Source organism: Micromonospora sp. NPDC049274 (assembly GCF_040678875.1).
Classification (GTDB): Bacteria; Actinomycetota; Actinomycetes; order Mycobacteriales; family Micromonosporaceae; genus Micromonospora.
The window spans coordinates 203,921-219,734 of the sequence record NZ_JBFAQS010000007.1 but is presented as its reverse complement, the minus strand read 5'-3'; the positions used below and the strand labels follow the sequence as shown (position 1 = coordinate 219,734).

Here is a 15,814-nt window from a genome sequence, read left to right as displayed (position 1 = left end):
CTGTCCGAAACGTGGATGCGCAGGCACCGGGTTCAACGGCCGCGTACCGACGCGCGTCACGGTCAGCGGCGACGGTGGCGCGGACGAGGTGCGTCCGCGCCACCGCGCTGCCGGTTCAGCGGGTCAGGAGATTACCCGACTCGGACCAGTTGCCACTGCTGGTTGGTGCCGCCCCAGTCGGCGTACTGCACGATGTTGCCGCCGTCGGCGGTGGACGCGCCCTGTACCTCGACGGCCTTGCCGCTGTTGCGGTTGATCAGACGCTGGTAGCCGCCAGAGGACTCGGCCAGCCGGAACTGCTGGTTGGTGCCGTTGGCGTCGCTCCACTGCACGACCGGCGCGGAGTCGGCGGTGGAGCGGTTGGAGACGTCCAGCACCTTGCCGGAGTTGCGGGACTTCAGCCGGTAGTAGCCACTGCCGGAGTCCACGAACTGCCACTGCTGCCACGCTCCGTCGTTACGGGCCCACTGGTCGATCCGAGCGCCGTCGGTGGTCGACCGCTCGTACACGTCGAGCGCCTTGCCGCTGTTGCGGTTCACCAGGACGTACCAGGCGGTGGTGTCCACCCCCGTGCCCGGCGGGGGCGTGGTGGGGTTGGTGCTGCCCCCGTTGAGGGCGTTGAGGACTGAGGTGTACGCCGCCTTCTTGTTGCCCGACCCGTCGAACAGCAGCGCATTGTCGCTGCCGCGCCACGAGTCGCTGTCCCGGACGCCCCAGGTGGTGATGCCGGCGCAGCGTGCGACGGCCATGCAGGCACGGGTGACCGCGCCGTAGATGTTGGCCTGGTTGGAGCCGGTCATCACGTCGAGCTCGGTGATCTGCACGTCGACGCCGAGGTCGGCGAAGCGCTGCAGGTTGGCCTGGTAGTCGCTGGCCAATGTCGTGCCCAGGTGGGACTGGAAGCCGACGCAGTCGATCGGGACGCCGCGGGACTTGAAGTCGCGCACCATGTTGTAGATGCCCGTGGACTTCGCGTTGATTCCGTCGGTGTTGTAGTCGTTGTAGCAGAGCTTCGCACCCGGGTCGGCGGCGCGGGCGGCGCGGAACGCCGCCTCGATCCAGTCGTTGCCGGTGCGCTGCAGGTTCGAGTCGCGCCGTCCGCCGCTGCCACCGTCGGCGAACGCCTCGTTCACCACGTCCCAGGCGTAGATCTTGCCCCGGAAGTGGGTGGCGACCTGGGTGACGTGGTTGATCGCGGCGTTGCGCAGCGCGGTGCCGGACATGCCCTGCGCCCACGGCGGCTGCTGGGCATGCCACAACAGCGCGTGCCCCCGCACGCTCATGCCGTTGGCCTGCGCGTGACTGACGAGGCGGTCACCACCGGTGTAGCTGAACTGACCCTGGGACCGCTCGGTGGCGTCCCACTTCATCTCGTTCTCGGGGGTGACGCTGTTGAACTCGCTGTTGAGGATGCCGGTGTACTGGCTGTTGGAGAGCTTGCCCGTCGCGACGGCGGCACCGAAGTAGCGGCCCTTCTCGGCCGCCGACGCCCTCAACGTCGTTCCGGCGCTGGCCATGGGCGCCAGCGCCACAGTCATACCCGCGGTCAGTGCGACAGCGAGGGTCGCCGTCGCCAGCAGAGCTTTCTTGGGTCTCATGTCGTTCCTTCTCAGTGGTTGCATCGGTGGGGTGATGTGCCACGTCACTCAGGACGAACTGGCCCCGACGGCTGGTGCCGGTGTGAGCCAAGGAATCCGGGACGGTCATCCTGGGCACCTCGCACCGGCACACGCGGCCTGGCCGGCGCTCGCCGGTAACCACGCGAGTCCTGAACGACGTCCGCTGCCCGGGGACGCCGTGCTTCTTCGAGGCGCGACCGCGGGACTCGCCCGGTGAGCCACCGACGCCGACGACCTCTGCATCGAGAGTGAGCGATAACATGCTGTTCGTCAAGACGTAACGAGCCGGCCACATAGTCACCCGGCCGAATCGGTTCGCGCTGCCCGATTCATCGCTACCTGTCGACGTCCGCGCCAAAACGGGTCGATGATCCGTGCCGCCTCCGTGCGGTGAGAGCGCCGGGCGTCGGTCTTGTTATCGCTCACAGTCCGGGTCACCTGCCCCGCGAACGGCAGGGGGCGTGGAGCGGGGTCCACGTGCCGGCCGCGCGCGGCGCAGGCGGACCGACGCGGTGTCGGCGCGCCGGTCCGCTACAGGTGTAGCGCGAGGTGTCGGGGGGCAACAGTCCGGGCATGGGTGGGAGCGCGTGAGGCGGCCGGAGCGGCGTGCGCCGCCGGCCGCGCTCGGCGCTGCGGCGTTCGGGGCGGCCGCGCTGGGGGCGGCAGCGCTCGGTGCCGCCCTGGGCGCGGAGCCCGCGTACGCCGGCCCGTCGCCGTCGCCGTCGACCGGCTCAGCGGCGGCCGACGCCACCGCACCGGGGATCGTCGGGGCGCTGCTGCACGACGTGGTCGAGAGGCCACTGGGCGTCGACCTGCCCCTGCCGACCGCGATCCCCCTGCCGGTGCCGACGGTCCTCCCGCTGCCGGTGCCGACGGCCGTTCCCCTGCCCCTGCCGACGGCCACCGCCGCACCGAAGCCATCGGCCGAACCTTCGACGGCCGCGCCACCTCGACCACCCCGTGCGCGACACCCCGCTCCGCCTCCCACCGCGCCCGTCCCGTCCGCGGACTCGCCGGCCGCACGTCCCACCCGATCAGCACCGCAGACACAGCTGACAGCGAGGGCGTCCCGCGCCGGCCTCCCCGCCACCGGTCGCGCGCCGGCTCGAATGCTTGTCACGATGACCACTCCGCTTCCGGCACCGCCCCCTCCCGCCGGGCCCTTCCCCGGTCAACCGGCGTTGGCGCCGGCGAACGTGTCCGCATCCGTCGGCACCGGCGTCGGGGGGCTCGACCAGACGTCGTTGGCGACCGACGGGCCACCACGCGTCGCACCGCTGCACCGGGGGCGCGCCGTCGTCCCCTTCGACAGCCACGCCGCCAGTCGGCCCGTGGAGCGGGGTCCCCCGCCGCCGCGGCAGCTCCTGATCTTCCATCCGCGTCCACTGCGTTGATCAGGAGAGAATCATGGAACTGGCCGTTATCTGGGTACCCGCCGACATCGAGCCGTCCGAGCACGCCATCGCGATGTGCCTTCACCACCTCCGCCGACATGACTACCGCTTGAACGGGATCATGCGGGCAGCGTGGGAGAGGGTCGAGCAGAAGATGGTCGACGGTGAGGTGGACGTGGTCGTGATCGCCGACCTCGCCCACCTTCCACCGGACCGGTCGCCCCGAATCGAGGTGGCCGCACCGGAGTCGAGCGCCGACAAGTTCCGCCCGGTGTCCGGCACGGACCTCGGCTGACACGATGAAGCGCCCCGTCCAGATGTGGACGGGGCGCTTCGTCGAGCCCGGCGGGCCCGCTCAGGCAGAGCCCGAGGATGGTTCGGTTGACGCGGAACGTCAGGAGACGACCACGTCGCGGTAGTAGTAGCGCAGGATCGTCTGGTAGCTCTTGCCCGCGTTCGCCTGGTCACGCGAGCCGTACTGCGACAGCCAGTCCCCGTCCACCCAGCCACCGCACGCCGTCGTGGTCGCGCAGTAGTGGGCTTGCAGGATGTTGCCGCTGCGGGTCATCCGGGTCGACCAGGTGCTGTCCACCGCGGCGGACGTCGACGCCTGCGCCGACGACGGCCGGTAGACCTGGTCGCCGGTGTCGTCCCGGACGTCGTAGCACTGGCCGCCGGAGGTCTTCCGGGTCGAGTGCAGCGCCCAGTACCAGCCGTAGCTCTTGACGGCCACGGCGCCGGCCTCCAGCGAGGCTCGCGGCCAGCTCGTGATCCACTCGTTGGGGAGGACGTTCTTGACGTACGTCTTGAAGTCGACCCGGTCGACGCGACCGAGACCGACCCGGTAGACGAGGATGGTGCTCGGCAGCTTGGTGTTGGTGCCGTCGGTGCTGCAGCCCGTCGACCCGCTCAGCAGCTCGTGCGAGGCGTTGTTGTTCTTCAGCGTGGCGTTGAGGTTGCCAGTCGCACCGGCCGCGAAGTCCTGGTAAGAACCGGCGAAGTTGCTGTTGAAGTAGACACGCACGGTCTTGCCGGTCCGGTTCCACACCGACGCCGCGTTGTTCTTCACGCACAGGCCCTTGCCGGCGCCCGCGCCCTTGAAGTCGTAGCAGCTCGGTTGGGTGGTGCCGTAGTCGTCCAGGGAGTCGGTGAAGTCCGAGACCGAGCCGGCCTGGTTGCTGTTGTAGTAGTAGCAGAACTCGCCGCTGTCGCAGGCTCCGTCCCGTGCGGCAGCCGCTGCCGGCGAGGCGACACTCAGGATGGAGGTGGACATGGCGAGGACGGCGCCGACGATCGCGAGGCCCTTGCGAATATTCACGGCGTCCTACTTCTCGTTGTAGCCCTGGGAGTTCCAGAACGCGGTCGGGTCGGCGTTGTCCAGGGTGGGGTCACCGACGCTGACGGCCGCGTGGGTCTGCCGGCCGGCCCGGACCTCGACGTGGGTGTGCGCGGACGAGCTGGAGGACACCCCGTGCCACGACTCGTCGGCGATGATCTCGCCCTTGCTGATGGCGTCGCCCACGCTCACCCCGGACCTCGGCGCGGTGTGCAGGTAGATCACCGTCTTGTTCAGCGAGGAGTTGTAGACGGAGATCGTCGACAGGCCGCCGCTGCCGGTGCTGCCCCGCGCGACGTAGATGACCGTTCCGGAGACCACCGCGTGCACGTCCGAGCCGACGCTGCGGGCGATGTCGATGCCCTCGTGCCGCCCGGGCGTGGTGGTGTAACCGTCGAAGCCGCAGGTGACCGAGCCGCCGCTGGCCTGGTACAGGGCGTACGACAGGTTCGTGCGCGCCGACGGCGAGAACTGGTGCGAGGCGTTGTTGTTCTTCAGCGTGGCGTTGAGGTTGGCCTTCGCGCCGGCCGCGAAGTCCTGGTAAGAACCCGCGTAGCCGCTGTTGTAGTAGACGCGTACGGTCTTGGTGCTGCGGTTCCAGACCGAGGCGGCCTCGTTCTTGATGCACAGGCCCTTGCCGGCGCCAGCGCCCTTGAAGTCGTAGCACGAGGGCTGCTCGGTGCCGTAGTCGTCGAGCGACCCGGTGAAGTCCGAGATCGATCCCGCGTTGTCGCTGTTGTAGTAGTAGCAGAACTCGCCGCTGTCGCAGACCCCGTCGCGGGCCGCCGCCGACGCGGGCGATGCGAGGCTGAGGATCGAGGTGCTCGCGGCCAGCGCGACGCCGGCGGCGGCGAGACTCTTACGGATGTTCATGGTGTCCTTTCCGAAACGGTGAGGGGGGTGCGGGTCACTGCCCGCGCTGGTACTGCTCCCAGGTCTGGATCGGGATCCGGGGGCCGTCGTCCGGGCCACGGTTGGCCAGGCCGTTCATGCCGAGGTAGTAGTCGCCGACCTGGTGCTGCGCCTGGCTGGACAGGTCCGTGTCGTTGATCGCCGTGGCGTGGATGTGCCACGGCCAGTCACCCTGACTCGGGTCACGGACCCAGGCGGCGAAGCCGACCCGTCGGAGCGCCCGGACGACGGCGGTGCGCCGGGCCGCGGTCATGCCGGCGACCGCGATGTCCACCACACCCCCGCCGTCGTGCGTGCCGGCCGAGGTCGGGTCACCCCCAGGGTTGTACGACCCCTGTTCGAGCAGCAGGGTGCGGCCGAGCAGACGCTGCGCCTCGGCCAGCATCGCCTGGGTACGGGCATTGACGACGTACCCGTCACGCGGGACCTTCGCGCCCGGTCCGATCGTGTTGCCGACGGTGTAGCGATTCAGCCCGAGCTTCGTCAGTGACGTCGTGCCCGGCAGCCCGTTCGCGGCCAGGCCGGTGTAGCCGAGCGAGCGCTGGTAGGCCGCGTACGCCGAGACGGTCACGGTGCCGAAGTAGCCGTCGACCCACTGCGCGTCCAGCAGATTCCGGGCCTGAAGCGCCTGCTCGACGGCGAGTACGGAACTCTTCGCACCCGGGGTCAGTGTGTTGTCCGCGCGGCGGGGGTCGATCTGGGCGGCCAGGACGGTGGCCTCCATGTCCACGACGGGCCGCGCGGCTGTCGCGACGGTCCGCTGCGCGGTGGCGCCGGATGCCGCGTGGGTCGGGACGCCGACGGCCACGCAGAGCGCGGCGAGCCCGACGGTCAACCAGGGACGGCGCAAGATGGGTCCTCCTCCTTGTTGGTGAGTCGTTCTCGGTTCGACATCACCCTGCGAGAAGTCCCCCGCTGTTCGGTACCCCCGGTGTCCTGTCAGATCCGTCAGGCCGTCATTGGCCTCGGCGAACGTGGTGTTGTCAGTTTGGGTCGGGCCGGCACCTGACACCGTGCGTTCGCGTCCGGACGGCCGCTCGAGGCCTCAGGCGGTCACGGTGACCATGAAGTACACCGGCCTGCGGGTGGGGAAGTACTCCCGCCCGGTCTCGTCGACCATCTTCCAACTGACCCAGCACTTGCCGGGGCGGCTCGGCGCGGTCACCCGAACGCGGATCATCACCTGCTCGCCGGGCGGTGTGTCACCGATCGGCACCCGATCCGGCGTCCGGCAACCGGCACCGTCGGCGGCGGGGTCCATGCGCACCAGGAACCGGTTGTGCCAGTCGACCTTCCCCACGTTCGCGAGAGCCCACACCTTGTCGAACTGGGCGTTCACCTTCACCTGCGTACCGTCGGGGATGGTGACGTCGGCGACGAACTTGCTCGCGTCCCCGGGAATCAGTGAGTCCGAGAACGCCGACGGCGACGCCGCCGACGACGGTGCCGCGGACGGGGTGCCGGAGTCGTCGGCGGCCGAGTGACCGCGAACGGTCACGCCCAGGACGGCGGCCACCGCCACCACCAGCACCACCGCGGCGGCGTTGAGCCACGGAAGCCGGCGGCGCCGCGTACCCGCGACGCCGTCCTCGGCCGGTGGATCCTCGACCTGCTCCTCCGGCACCGACGCGGCGTCATCCGACGCGGGATCGGCCTGCCCGCCGGCCTGGTCCGTCACCGGGCCCTGCGCGGCCTCCCATCGGCGCCGCCACTGGGCCTCGTCGGCCTCGCAGGCCCGAACGAACTCCCGGGTGGTCTCCCACGAGGGAAACCTGGTCCCCGCTGCGGCCTCGTGCAACGTCGTGTGTGAGATCCGGCCCGATCGCGCCGCCATCTTCCGGAACGACGGGTCTCCGACCGCCCTGCGCAGCGTCCGCAACTGCTCGGCGAACCCCTCGGCGGCCCGTCCGTCCTGAATCGACTGCGCGGCGGCACGCTGGTCCTTCATCGGTCCCCCAAGTCAGACGACGTCGTCAGGCATTGTGAGAGTGTGTCAGAGGTTACCGAACGGGCGACGGCGGCCATCAATCTGTCGGGGGGCCAACACGCGGACGGTGTGCGGCGTGTTCCGGGGTGGATTCTCGGTACGTGGCGCAGGAGACCGAAGTGTGCCGGTGACCGGCCGGGCGGTGGCGCGCCACCGCGCCACCGCCGGACCACTAACGGACTCAGGCGTGCAGGCTGGGTCGGTAGATGAACTCCTGGGTGCGGCCGTCGAGCGTCCGGCTCTCGATCAGCTCCAGGTCGTAGTCGGCCGTCCCGTGAAAGATCGGCTCGGTTCCGGTCGCGCCGGTGACCACCGGGAAGAGCGTCACCTGGACGAAGTCGACCAGGCCGGCGGCCAGCAGCGCCCGGTTCATCGAGAGGCTGCCGTGCGAGCGCAACGGCACGTCGGACTCCTCCTTGAGCCGGGCGACGACATCGACGGCGTCGCCGCGCACGACGGTCCCGTCCGGCCAGTCGAGGGGCCCCTCCACCGTGTTCGACACGACAGTCGCCGGAAGGTTGATCATGCGGGTGACCCAGGCGTCCCGGACCTCGGACTCCTCGGTGCTGGCGGCCAGCATCCCCGCGAACATCCGGTACGTGCTGGCGCCGAAGACCATGCGCAGGTCCTCGCCGTACGTGGCGAGGCGCCGCTCCAGCAGCTCCGGGCCCTGCTTACCCCAGTAGCCGCCCCAGTTGCCCGTGGTGCTGCCGAAGCCGTCGAGGCTGGTGAAGATGTCGAAGGTGTAGGTGGTGGTCACGATGATCTCCTTGGATGGGTGAGTGCGGTACGACGCGTCCGCAGGAAGGCACGCTCGGTCTCGTTGCTGGTCAGTGCGATGGCCTGGTCGTAGGCGGCTCGGGCCTCTCCGTCGCGGCCGAGCCGGGCCAGCAGCTCGGCCCGGGTGGCGGGCAGCCGGTGGTAGCCCGGGAGGTCGACGGCCTCCAGCGCGCTGAGGGCCACCGCCGGCCCGTGCACCTCGGCGACCGCGACCGCCCGGTTGAGCGCGACGACAGAGGTCGGCGCGAGCGCGAGGAGCTGGTCGTACAGCGCCAGGACCTGCGGCCAGTCGGTGGCCGCGCCGTCGGTGTGCACCGCGCCTATCGCGGCCTGGATCTGGTACGGGCCGGGCCGGTTGCGCCGCAGGCAGCGCCGGACCAGGTCGTGGCCCTCGGCGATGAGCGCCCGGTTCCACAGCGACCGGTCCTGGTCGGGTAGGAGCACGAGTTCGCCGGTCGGGCCGAGCCGGGCCGGACGCCGTGCCTCGGTCAGCAGCAGCAGGGCGAGCAGGCCCAGGACCTCAGGTTCGTCGGGCATCAACGCGGCCAGCTCGCGGGCGAGCCGGATCGCCTCGCCGCACAGGTCCGTCCTGATCAGCGGCCCGGCGGTGGACGCGTAGCCCTCGTTGAACATCAGGTAGAGCACGGTCAGCACGGGCGGCAGCCGGTCCGGCAGCTCGTGTTCGGCGGGCACCCGGTACGGAATTCCGGCGTCCCGGATCTTCTTCTTCGCGCGCACGATCCGCTGCGCGATTGTCGTTTCCTGGACCAGGTACGCCCGGGCGATCTCCGGTACCTCCAGACCGCCGAGCAGACGAAGCGTGAGGGCCGTCCGCGCGTCCGGGGCCAGTGCCGGGTGACAGCAGGTGAAGATGAGTCGCAGTTGGTCGTCCTGCACCGGTCCCACCTCCTGGGGTTCGTCCTGTTGGTGAAGCAGCAGGGCCTGGGCGTGCCGGGCCTCGCGTGTCGACTCCCGGCGGAGCCGATCGATGGCCCGGTTGCGCGCGGTCGTCACGATCCAGGCCCCGGGGTTGGGCGGCAGGGCCTGCCACTTCTGCAGCGCTGTGGCGAAGGCGTCCTGGACGGCCTCCTCGGCGAGGTTGATGTCACCGAGGAGGCGGGCCAGGGTGGCGACGCAGCGGCCGTACTCCGCGCGGTAGATGCTCGCCAGGTCCATGTCGGGTGATGGCTTCCGCTCAGGCCTGGGAGAGGTCGTCGAAGGGGCGCACCTCGACCGGCCCGCAGGCGGCCGCGCACCTCTCGGCCCAGGCCAGCGCCGCGTCCAGGTCGTCGCACTTGATGACCCAGAATCCGGCGATGTGTTCCTTCGTCTCGGCGAACGGCCCGTCGCTCATCGAGGTGGCGCCGTTCTCGACCCGTACGACTGTGGCGCTGTCGGGCGACGTGAGGCCCCCGGCGAAGACCCAGGCGCCCGCGGCCTGCATGTCGTCGTTGATCCGACCGGTCTCCCGGAACATGATCTGGGTTTCCTCGTCGGACGGCGTCGGCGCGCCCTCGACGAAGTGCACGGACAGCAGGTACTGCTTCATGGTGGTCCCTTCGATAGGTCGATGGTGGGATGGGAAAGGGTCAGGCGGCCAGGCGACGCGCGACAGCCGGGATCACGATCGAGGCCGCGGCCAGGTGGGTGAGCATCAGCAGCGCCTTGGTGGGCGTCCCGGCGTCGGCGAGCACGTCCGGCACCAGGGACAGGACCGTCAACACCACTGTCGTACGGACGAACGCGCGCCGCGGCCGCCGCGCGAAGCGGGACAGCAGTACGGCGAGGAGCACGCCGATCGACGCGAAGACGGCGGTCAGCACGCCGAACCCCGTCACCGGAATCGGGGCACCGCTCACGTCGAGGCTGACGCCCGCCGCACGGCCGACGGCGGCGACAGCCATGGTGGTGGCGCTCGCGGCGACCGTGGCGAGCACACCGGCCCCGATCAGCGCGCCGAAGGCCGTGGTGGTGCGGGTGGTCTGCGCGGTGGTGGTCATCGTGCCCTCCAGCGGGTGCGTGGCCCGTCTCGATGCCGGGCTCTCACTAGGGCTACGAAGAGAGCCGGCCCCGATCGACAGCCACGCCCACAATATTTTGACGAATCTCGACCGCTGTGTACGCCGAGCCGGTCTCCGGGCCAACGGGCCGGTTCAGCTCCGACTGTCGGTGGTCTCGCCGCCCTCGCCGTACTCGCCGCGGATGGGCAGGTAGTAGGCGGGCAGGAAGGCCGCGATGATGGCCACGCCCGCGATCGGCACGAACGCGCCGACGAGGATGCCGGTGCCGATCCAGGCCAGCGCGAACGCGTAGCGGCGGCCGATGGCCCGGACGCCGAAGGGCCCGAGGCTGGGATCCAGGAGTTTCGCCCGGCGAAGGTGTGCCCAGATGACGTTGAACAGGGCCGCTGCCACCCACAGTGTGCTGCCGTAGACGACTACCGCAATGCGTAGCCCCTGCTCCGCGCGGAGCGCGTCGGCGAGCAGCGACGTGGAGAACGGCAGGAACGCGATGACCATCAGGAGCAGCGTGTTGAGGAACAGGACCGGACGGTCGACGTGCCGCACCCGGTCGAACATGACGTGGTGATTGACCCACACCTGCCCGATGAGCAGGAAGCTCAGCGCGTAGCCCAGGTACGACGGCCACAACGCCCCGAGGCCCGGCAGGAGACGCCCGAAGTCCTTCGGCGGTTGGATCTCCAGCACGAGAAGCGTCACGGCGATGGCGAAGACACCGTCGCTGAAGGCGACCAGCCGCCCCGGCTGGCGCGTCAGCCGAGGGGTGCCAGGTCGGGACGACATGCCCTCAGTATCCGTTCGGAACACGATTCGTTACCGCAAAATTCGTCATCAGCGGAGTCGCGCCGCCTGCGAGGAGTTAAAACAAAATTAAGGCTGCGCGGGCGAAAAACTGTTATCCGGAGCGGGGAGGCCGGCCACCAGGAGCCCTGCTCACGGCCCTCCTTAAATCTTTTTCCGCACGTTGCTGCGGGCTCTGGACGTGCACATACTTCATTCCGACCGGAGCGTTATCGCCAACTCGAAGGAAACCACTGGCAATGCGGACTCCCCCCGCGCATGTCGCACCACCGGACCGGGCGCGCAAGCGCCGTCGCCTCGCTCGCACCACGCTCGCCGCCGCGGTCGTCGCCGCGCTGGGCGGCAGCGGCATCTACATCGCCGGTGCCCAGGCCGAAGAGGTAGCCGTGCCCGGCCGGGTCCAGGCGGAGGCATTCGCCGCGCAGTCCGGTGCGCAGACCGAGAGCACTGGCGACACCGACGGCGGCAGGAACGTCGGCTGGCTGGCCGACGGCGACTGGCTGCGGTACGACAACGTGTCGATTACCGGCGCCGACCTCACGGCCCGGGTCGCCGCACTCAACACCACCGGCGGCTCTGTCGAGTTGCACCTCGGCGCGCAGGACGGTCAACTGCTGGCCAGTTTCCCGATCGCCTCCACCGGCGGCTGGCAGAAGTGGACGACCGTCACCGCGAAGGCGTCACGTGTGCCGGCTGGCGCGCAGACCGTCTTCGCCGTCCTGAAGAGCATCGGCACGTCGGACTTCGTGAATCTGAACTGGTTCACGTTCGGTCCGGCGACGGCCACGACGCCGAGCGCTACGGCCGCACCGAGCTCCAGCCCGTCGGCGTCCCCGTCCAGCGCTCCGGCCGGCGGCGGCTGGGTGCCTGTCGACCAGGCCAGGTGGAGCAAGGAACTGGCCGCCTTCAACGCGATCGAGCCGAAGGCGGTGCCGCCGGGCACCACCCGCGTCCCCGAGTTCCACACCGACTGCGAGGTCGCCAACTCCGCGCCGGACGACCCGATCGTCCTGCCCGGCCTGTCGGGCGCCTCGCACATGCACACGTTCTTCGGCCCCAAGGTCGACGCCTTCACCACTACCGACAAGCTGCTCTCCTCGACGACCACCTGCAACGCCCCCGGTGACCTGAGCGCCTACTGGGTCCCGGAGCTGCGCAAGGACGGCAAGCCCGTTCCGATGAAGAGCTTCCGGGTCTACTACGGCTCGCGGGTCAAGGACCCGTCGGCCGTCAAGCCCTTCCCGCCGGGCCTGCGGGTTGTCGAGGGCGACGCCAAGCGGCAGGTCGACACCCCGAAGAACGCCGGTAGCAACCAGTTCTGGTGCGCGGGCAGCGCCGAGATCGGCCGCAGCGCCGACGGCAACTGGCCGGTCTGCGCCCCCGGCGGCAACCTCATCTTCCAGCTGGTGTTCAAGGACTGCTGGGACGGCAAGAACATCGACTCGCCCGACCACAAGTCGCACATGGGCGACCCCGTCAACGGCGTCTGCACCGGCAAGTACCCGGTGGCGGTGCCCGACCTCTCCTTCATGGTCAACTACCAGTCGCTGGGCGGGGACGGTCTCAGCCTCGCCTCCGGCAAGCCGTCCTCCATGCACGGCGACTTCATGAACGCCTGGGAGCCCGACCACTTGGGCGCCCTGGTGAAGTCCTGTCTCAACCAGGACGCCAAGTGCGGGGTGGAACCGACGTTCGCCGGCGGCTGATCCCCGCATCCGCACTCCTGGACGGCCCTCTCGCTCGGCGAGGGGGCCGTCCGTTGTCACCTGCGGGTGGCCGACACCCGACACCCGCACGCGGCGCAGCCGACTGTGACCAACCGGTCACCAGGCGCACACTCCTTGCCGACACGTCCCTGTCGACTGGAGGAACAGATGCGTCTCCGATCGTTCGTCACCGCCGCGCTGGCCGCCGTCCTGGCCGCCGGCGCACTCGCACCGCCGACGCCGGCCGCCGCGGCCACCGCCGACCGCTGGGGGTTCGCGTACGTGCAGGACCCCACGGTGCCGGTCTGGACCGTGCTGGACACCAGCCGACAGTGGGGCAGTTGGAAGACAGCGTTCCCGGCCGCCTGGGCCACCGGCGTCAAGCTCGCGCCCGGCCGGTTCCAGGTCCGCTTTCCACAGGTGGGCGCCGCCTCACGGGGCGTGCCACACGTGACGCCGGTGAACCGGACCGGTCACTACTGTGAGGTGGTCCGCTGGTTCCAGTCCGGCGCCGACGAGATCGTCGACGTGCAGTGTCACAAGCCCGGCGGCACGCGCGACGACACCCCGTTCACGGTGCTCTGGACGACCAGCTCCGGCGTACTGCCGGCAGGCACCTCCCACGCGTATGTCCAGTGGGGCGGCGGCGCGGTGGTGCAGTCGTACAACTCGACGGGCGTGGTGAACACGGCCGGGCCACTGGGGGTCGGGCAGTACCTGGTGCGGCTGCCCGGCGTGGGGCTCGGTGGGGTGCTCGCCGGCGACGTGCAGGTCACCGCCGTACAGCCGAACGCCGGTCCCCGCCGGTGCAAGGTCTACTCCTGGACCGCGGTGGGCAGCGATGTGCAGGTCTACGTCTTCTGCTACGACCAGGCCGGCGCGTTCGTCAACACCGACTTCGCCCTGTCGTACCACCGCCGCCGGCCGGTGATCGGCTCCCTCGCGCCGCCGTCGCGCTTCGGCTACCTGGGCACCGCCGTCGGCGGGCCGACAAACGACAACTCGGTGCTCGGCGTCGGTGCCAACACCGTGGCACCGCTGGCGCCGGCCGGCCGCTACCTGGCGACCTTCCCGCAGATCGGGCTCAAGGAGACCCACGTCCAGGTGGTGGCGCAGGGCGTCGGCAGCAACTACTGCCACCTCACCCAACCGTGGACGTACGCCACGAACGCCGACGTCGACGTGATCTGCTTCGACAACGCCGGGGTGGTCACCCCGCACCGCTTCCTGGCCACCTTCACCTCGCGGCTCTGACGCGACGACCGTGCCGGCGGTGGCCGCTCCCGGTCGCCGCCGGCAGGAAGAAGCCGCTCTGAACCGCGCATCCGGTCCCGCAACGGTCCGATCTGGTGATCGAGCCGGAGCGGGACCGGATGTCCCCGTACCGCTGTCGGTCGCGCTGGTCCGCTCGGCAAGCTGGCCGAGGAGCCGGTCAGCCGAAGCAGTTGGTGACGGGTGGTGCGCTGGGCGTGCAGTTGGTGGGCCGGTTGCCGCTGACGACCGACTTCTCGTCCACGGTGGCCTGGCCGCCGTCGTTGAAGATCCCGCCCGGCGCCAGCACGGAGATGTTCTCCGTGACCCTGGATTCGGTCAGGGTGACGGTGCCCCGGTTGTAGATGCCGCCGGCATGCGAGTTCGTGCCGAACGCCTTGTTGCGGTTGACCTGGGTGTGCCGCAGGACGACGACGCCGCTGCCGACGTAGACGCCGCCGCCGTTCTCTATGCTGCTGTTCGTGCTGGCGGCGTTCTCACTGATCTGGACGTCCTCGGCCACGAATTGACCGATCTGGTTGAAGATCCCGCCGCCGCGTTGGCCGGCGTTGTTGCGGCTGATCTTGCTGTGCTCCAGGTGGAAGACGCCGTCGCTGAAGATTCCGCCGCCCTCGCTGCCTGTCGCGTTCTCGGTGACCTCGATGTTCCGGGCCGTGGTGGTGGCGTTGATGCCGCTGCGGATGCCACCACCCCGGAAGCCGGCGGTGTTGTGGTGGACGCGGACGTCCTCGAGCACCGCGACGCTGGAGTTCGACAGGCCACCGCCCGTGCCACCGATGGGCAGGACGTTGAAGATCCCGACCGTGCTGTTGTCGCTGAGCCTGGTGTTCCGCACGGTGAGGTTGCCGTTGTTGTAGACGCCCCCGCCGTCAATCTGGGAACCGTTGTCGCTGATCCTGCTCTCGTCGTCCCCGTGCTTGTCGCCGTCCTTGCCGTCCCGGCCCTTGCCGTCCCGGCCCTTGTCCGCGCCGTGGTCGCTCCGGCCGAGGATGCTGGTGTTCCCGAAGTTGGCGATCCCGCCGCCCAAGCCGTTGGTGTGGTTGAAGATCACGTCGATGTTCTCGAGGGTGGCCCGGCCGCCGATGTCGATCCGGATGCCGCCTCCACCGCCGCCGATCCCACTCGTGTCCTCGCCGCCCTTGATGGTGACGTCGCGCAGCTTCAGGTCTCCGCCGGCGCCCACCTCAAGGATCCGGAACGGCGTGGCGGTGGCCCCGCGGACGATCGTGGATCCCCTCCCGTCGATCGTGACGGGCTGAGTGATGATCGGCAGGCCGATGGGACCGTGGGGCACCGGTGGCTGCGGCGCCGACGCGTTGAGCGTGTAGGTGCACCGCTCGGCGAGCTTGAGCTTCGCCCCGTGGCCGGCGTTCGCGCGGACGAGCGCCGCGATCAACTCGTTGGCGCCGCAGGGTACGTCCCAGGCGTCGCCACCCGCACCGCTCCACTTGTCGTCGCCCCTGTGGTCCTTGTCGTCGCGACCGCCGGAGCCGTGCCCCGCCTTGTCGTCGTCCGCCGCCCGGCTGCTCCCGGTGAGGACCTGCTCTCCGACGTTCAGCAGGCTGCCGCCGCCCGTGGCGAATGCTGCGGTCACCCCTGCCGGCGCCGCGACGGCGGCCAGGCCGGCGACCCCGGTCAGGCCGGCCACCCCGGCGACGAGCCAGCGGGCCCGACGCTTCCTCGGCGGACGAGGTTGATCTGCCGCTGTGTCGTTGTCGTTCGGGTGTCGATGGTTGGACATACCTGCCCCTTCTCCGTACACCATGTCTCTGCACGTCACAGTCGGTGCAGACGGCGACAAATCGGTTGTCGCTCCCACGGGGAACGTAGTCGAACAGAACTCGCATTAACCGGTCTTATGCGAAGAAGTCCTACATTCGGTGCAGAGCTGCCGCACATCGCCCAGCGTCGTCAGCACTGTTGCCTCGGACACGCCCCTGCGTTAGCGTCTAACATGTTAGTGGCTAACTCGAAGGGATCCCGACG

Annotated in this window: 15 protein-coding genes; 4 read left to right on the top strand and 11 right to left on the bottom strand. The window is 69.9% G+C overall.

Translation table 11 applies throughout. The annotated features are described in order from the left end of the window. Positions 1-131 precede the first annotated feature (131 nt). A complete protein-coding gene (locus AB0K10_RS16010; RefSeq protein WP_363684009.1) occupies positions 132-1,598 on the bottom strand; it encodes an endo-1,4-beta-xylanase in 1,467 nt (488 codons plus the stop codon). A 608-nt stretch (positions 1,599-2,206) separates the two neighbouring features. On the opposite strand from AB0K10_RS16010, the gene AB0K10_RS16005 reads away from it, so the two are divergent. Together AB0K10_RS16005 and AB0K10_RS16000 are read left to right on the top strand one after the other, a co-directional pair. Continuing rightward, positions 2,207-3,013, top strand: coding sequence for a hypothetical protein (locus AB0K10_RS16005; protein WP_363684007.1), 807 nt, complete (start codon positions 2,207-2,209; stop codon positions 3,011-3,013). A gap of 13 nt (positions 3,014-3,026) precedes the next feature. Beyond that, on the top strand, positions 3,027-3,308 hold the full coding sequence (locus AB0K10_RS16000; protein WP_363684005.1) for a hypothetical protein: 282 nt from the start codon (positions 3,027-3,029) through the stop codon (positions 3,306-3,308). Between the two features lie 99 nt (positions 3,309-3,407). Here AB0K10_RS16000 and AB0K10_RS15995 read toward each other — a convergent pair whose 3' ends face one another. From AB0K10_RS15995 to AB0K10_RS15955, 9 genes are all read right to left on the bottom strand, one after another. Continuing rightward, positions 3,408-4,331 (bottom strand): SpoIID/LytB domain-containing protein, encoded by a 924-nt coding sequence (locus tag AB0K10_RS15995; protein WP_363684003.1) that lies wholly within the window; start codon positions 4,329-4,331, stop codon positions 3,408-3,410. Positions 4,332-4,337: 6 nt separating this feature from the next. Continuing rightward, positions 4,338-5,222: a peptidase inhibitor family I36 protein gene (locus AB0K10_RS15990; RefSeq protein ID WP_363684001.1), complete on the bottom strand. Its 885-nt coding sequence runs from the start codon at positions 5,220-5,222 to the stop codon at positions 4,338-4,340. A gap of 34 nt (positions 5,223-5,256) precedes the next feature. After that, positions 5,257-6,111: a peptidoglycan-binding protein gene (locus tag AB0K10_RS15985; RefSeq protein ID WP_363683999.1), complete on the bottom strand. Its 855-nt coding sequence runs from the start codon at positions 6,109-6,111 to the stop codon at positions 5,257-5,259. A gap of 195 nt (positions 6,112-6,306) precedes the next feature. After that, the gene (locus AB0K10_RS15980; RefSeq protein ID WP_363683997.1) at positions 6,307-7,209 is read right to left on the bottom strand and encodes an NBR1-Ig-like domain-containing protein; all 903 of its coding nucleotides are present in this window, start codon (positions 7,207-7,209) and stop codon (positions 6,307-6,309) included. Positions 7,210-7,429: 220 nt separating this feature from the next. Beyond that, on the bottom strand, positions 7,430-8,008 hold the full coding sequence (locus tag AB0K10_RS15975; protein ID WP_363683995.1) for a dihydrofolate reductase family protein: 579 nt from the start codon (positions 8,006-8,008) through the stop codon (positions 7,430-7,432). Next, positions 8,005-9,204, bottom strand: coding sequence for an RNA polymerase sigma factor (locus tag AB0K10_RS15970; RefSeq protein WP_363683993.1), 1,200 nt, complete (start codon positions 9,202-9,204; stop codon positions 8,005-8,007). The genes AB0K10_RS15975 and AB0K10_RS15970 overlap by 4 nt, the downstream gene beginning before the upstream one ends. Positions 9,205-9,223: 19 nt before the next feature. Further along, on the bottom strand, positions 9,224-9,577 hold the full coding sequence (locus AB0K10_RS15965; RefSeq protein WP_363683991.1) for a YciI family protein: 354 nt from the start codon (positions 9,575-9,577) through the stop codon (positions 9,224-9,226). Positions 9,578-9,617: 40 nt separating this feature from the next. Beyond that, positions 9,618-10,028: a DUF6069 family protein gene (locus tag AB0K10_RS15960; protein ID WP_363683989.1), complete on the bottom strand. Its 411-nt coding sequence runs from the start codon at positions 10,026-10,028 to the stop codon at positions 9,618-9,620. A gap of 153 nt (positions 10,029-10,181) precedes the next feature. Next, a complete protein-coding gene (locus AB0K10_RS15955; protein WP_363683987.1) occupies positions 10,182-10,832 on the bottom strand; it encodes a TMEM175 family protein in 651 nt (216 codons plus the stop codon). 257 nt (positions 10,833-11,089) lie between these two features. Between AB0K10_RS15955 and AB0K10_RS15950 the strand changes: the two genes are divergently transcribed. Both AB0K10_RS15950 and AB0K10_RS15945 read left to right on the top strand, forming a co-directional pair. After that, positions 11,090-12,556, top strand: a complete 1,467-nt coding sequence (locus AB0K10_RS15950) for a DUF1996 domain-containing protein (RefSeq protein WP_363683985.1) — start codon at positions 11,090-11,092, stop codon at positions 12,554-12,556. Between the two features lie 168 nt (positions 12,557-12,724). Further along, positions 12,725-13,810 (top strand): hypothetical protein, encoded by a 1,086-nt coding sequence (locus AB0K10_RS15945; RefSeq protein WP_363683983.1) that lies wholly within the window; start codon positions 12,725-12,727, stop codon positions 13,808-13,810. A gap of 178 nt (positions 13,811-13,988) precedes the next feature. Here the strand turns inward: AB0K10_RS15945 and AB0K10_RS15940 are convergent, their stop codons facing one another. Next, positions 13,989-15,569 (bottom strand): hypothetical protein, encoded by a 1,581-nt coding sequence (locus AB0K10_RS15940; RefSeq protein ID WP_363683981.1) that lies wholly within the window; start codon positions 15,567-15,569, stop codon positions 13,989-13,991. Positions 15,570-15,814 lie beyond the last annotated feature (245 nt).

Coding starts and splice junctions, on each gene's coding strand:
- AB0K10_RS15950 (WP_363683985.1), top strand. CDS start 11,090: ATGCGGACTCCCCCCGCGCATGTCGCACCACCGGACCGGGCGCGCAAG.
- AB0K10_RS15970 (WP_363683993.1), bottom strand. CDS start 9,204: ATGGACCTGGCGAGCATCTACCGCGCGGAGTACGGCCGCTGCGTCGCC.
- AB0K10_RS15990 (WP_363684001.1), bottom strand. CDS start 5,222: ATGAACATCCGTAAGAGTCTCGCCGCCGCCGGCGTCGCGCTGGCCGCG.
- AB0K10_RS15965 (WP_363683991.1), bottom strand. CDS start 9,577: ATGAAGCAGTACCTGCTGTCCGTGCACTTCGTCGAGGGCGCGCCGACG.
- AB0K10_RS15945 (WP_363683983.1), top strand. CDS start 12,725: ATGCGTCTCCGATCGTTCGTCACCGCCGCGCTGGCCGCCGTCCTGGCC.
- AB0K10_RS16010 (WP_363684009.1), bottom strand. CDS start 1,598: ATGAGACCCAAGAAAGCTCTGCTGGCGACGGCGACCCTCGCTGTCGCA.
- AB0K10_RS15940 (WP_363683981.1), bottom strand. CDS start 15,569: ATGTCCAACCATCGACACCCGAACGACAACGACACAGCGGCAGATCAA.
- AB0K10_RS15960 (WP_363683989.1), bottom strand. CDS start 10,028: ATGACCACCACCGCGCAGACCACCCGCACCACCACGGCCTTCGGCGCG.
- AB0K10_RS16000 (WP_363684005.1), top strand. CDS start 3,027: ATGGAACTGGCCGTTATCTGGGTACCCGCCGACATCGAGCCGTCCGAG.
- AB0K10_RS15955 (WP_363683987.1), bottom strand. CDS start 10,832: ATGTCGTCCCGACCTGGCACCCCTCGGCTGACGCGCCAGCCGGGGCGG.
- AB0K10_RS15980 (WP_363683997.1), bottom strand. CDS start 7,209: ATGAAGGACCAGCGTGCCGCCGCGCAGTCGATTCAGGACGGACGGGCC.